At 60.1% G+C, this 1,937-nt stretch carries 1 protein-coding gene and 1 pseudogene; one reads left to right on the plus strand and one right to left on the minus strand.

Features of this window, described 5'->3' with window-relative positions; genetic code table 11:
- Window positions 1-482, plus strand: a pseudogene (locus ACH2EI_RS07915) (ATP-binding protein); the annotation flags it as partial.
- Here the strand turns inward: ACH2EI_RS07915 and ACH2EI_RS07920 are convergent.
- Window positions 460-1,937, minus strand: a 1,478-nt coding sequence (locus ACH2EI_RS07920; protein ID WP_395159645.1) for a DNA cytosine methyltransferase, incomplete at its 5' end; no start/stop codon positions are given. The pseudogene ACH2EI_RS07915 and the gene ACH2EI_RS07920 overlap by 23 nt on opposite strands.

Below are 1,937 nucleotides of genomic sequence, written 5' to 3' on the forward strand. Positions count from 1 at the left end.
ACGCATTCGAGCGCATGAGCGGACCTCGGCGGTGGAACCGCCAACAAGGTCTCTACGTTTATAGAGCGGACAGGCTCGTTCAGGGCGGTGGATGGGCAGGTATGCGTTCGATCGACGAGCACACGAAACTGGCGCGGGCCGCCATCGAATTCGGACCCGAACTTGACGACCTCTTCCGTGTAAACGTGGCGAAAATGCGCGCCATTCTGCCGACGGAGGTCCGCCAGATGGTCGAACCTGAGGTCGGTGCGTTGTGCAAACGTGCCCAAGCGATGTACCGCAAGGATCAACGAACCGGTAGTTCACCGACCGTTGATGCCACAGAAACGGAACACGCCCCACTCACCGATGGCGGCGTCGCACGTCTTGCCACTGGTCTCATATCGGCAGCCCTGGCAACAGGCCGGACCAATGACCTGATGGCCATCATCGATCACCTGAGAGACAGCGACCCAGATCTCACGCGAGCGCTTGGTTGGTAGCTGGGAGGCGCAGTTGGTAGCCCTCGAGCGCAGCGTGACTGCAGTCGGCCACAAGGGGGCACAGGCCGCAGTCGGGGGCCGATGTCATGCAGACTGATTCGGCCAATTCGATGAGCCCAAGATGAGCGGCGTGGGAATTGTCGTCGCCACCAACCAGTCTTGCGACGGCAAGTCGGCCGTCGGTCAGCCGATTCCGGTTCTCATGCACACGTGCCCCAAAGAAACGGCTTGCGACCCGAATGGCCCCGCTCGTCGCGACTATCGGCTCCTCCCGCTGCTCGGACTCCCCTGGGTGGACTCGTACCGCAAGGTCAGCGACCGAGGGTCCAATCGACTTGAGTGCCTTCAGCTCATCGGCCGTGGCATTCTCAAGTTGGATGTCGCTTGAACTCAATTCGTCCAGAATGGCGTCAAGAACTTCTATCCGGTGGGCTCGCCCGAGCGGGCCGAGTCCAAACTCGATCGCGCGACGAGCTGCGCGCATTTCGTCACAGTTTCGGAGCGGCTCAATCAACCGCCAGCCCAACCTCGCATCGCTCGCCGACATGCGATCAAGCAGACCTGCGGCCACCACGAGTTGAAGCCTATTCGTAGACCGCAACCACGGTATCGCGCCAGTCTCAACGGTCTCATACCAACCCGCCAGTTGTTGAGCGACGTCCGCTGTGCGAAAGTTTCCCGGCACAGGGTGTTCGAGAGAATCCCGTATGGCTGTCGCTAAACGGAACGCAACCTCTGGCGGCACGGCGTTGCCGATTTGCTTGAAAGCTGCTGACGGCGGGCCGGAAAATCGGACATCATCGGGAAACGTCTGGATCCGAGCCGCCTCACGCACACTGATCGTGCGGGACTGATCCGGATGAATGTACCAGTAGCCGTCTTTGGCGATATGAGCAACGATCGTTCGGCTCAGATTGTCCCAACTGAGCCGCTTGTATTTATCGTCGAAGATATCCGACCGGTAGCGCTTGAGTTCTTCCGGAAGATCCGAGTACTTCGTTGAAGAGTCCATCAACGCGAACGCCTCGGCGTCGTCTTGGCGCACGGGCCGAGTAATGTGGTCGTAGATCCGATCTGCCTGGTCGTCGGGAACATCTGCTCGCATGCGATGTTGGAACGATGAATGGGGACCACCGTACGAGGCCCATCCAGAAGCAACCCGATCGGCTGGGTCATCGCCATTCTGAGGCCTCCAGCCACCCTCAACTGGTGGAAGGTCGCCGATTGCGTTCCGAACGCTGATGATCCGCTCGTCTGCCTTGGGCCAGTCGAATCGCGTCCCATCCCGAAGAGCGACCAGGAAGAACCGCTGCCGGAGTTGCGGCACGCCATAGTCACTCGTACTAACGACCCGCTCGTGGACGGAGTACCCAAGGCCCTCTAGCTCATCGACCATCGACCGAAGGATCCACATCCCGTGGTCAAGTGCCATGTCCGGCACGTTCTCCATGAGAA

The organism is Ilumatobacter sp. (genome assembly GCF_041688325.1).
In the GTDB taxonomy this organism is placed as follows: Bacteria; Actinomycetota; Acidimicrobiia; order Acidimicrobiales; family Ilumatobacteraceae; genus Ilumatobacter_A.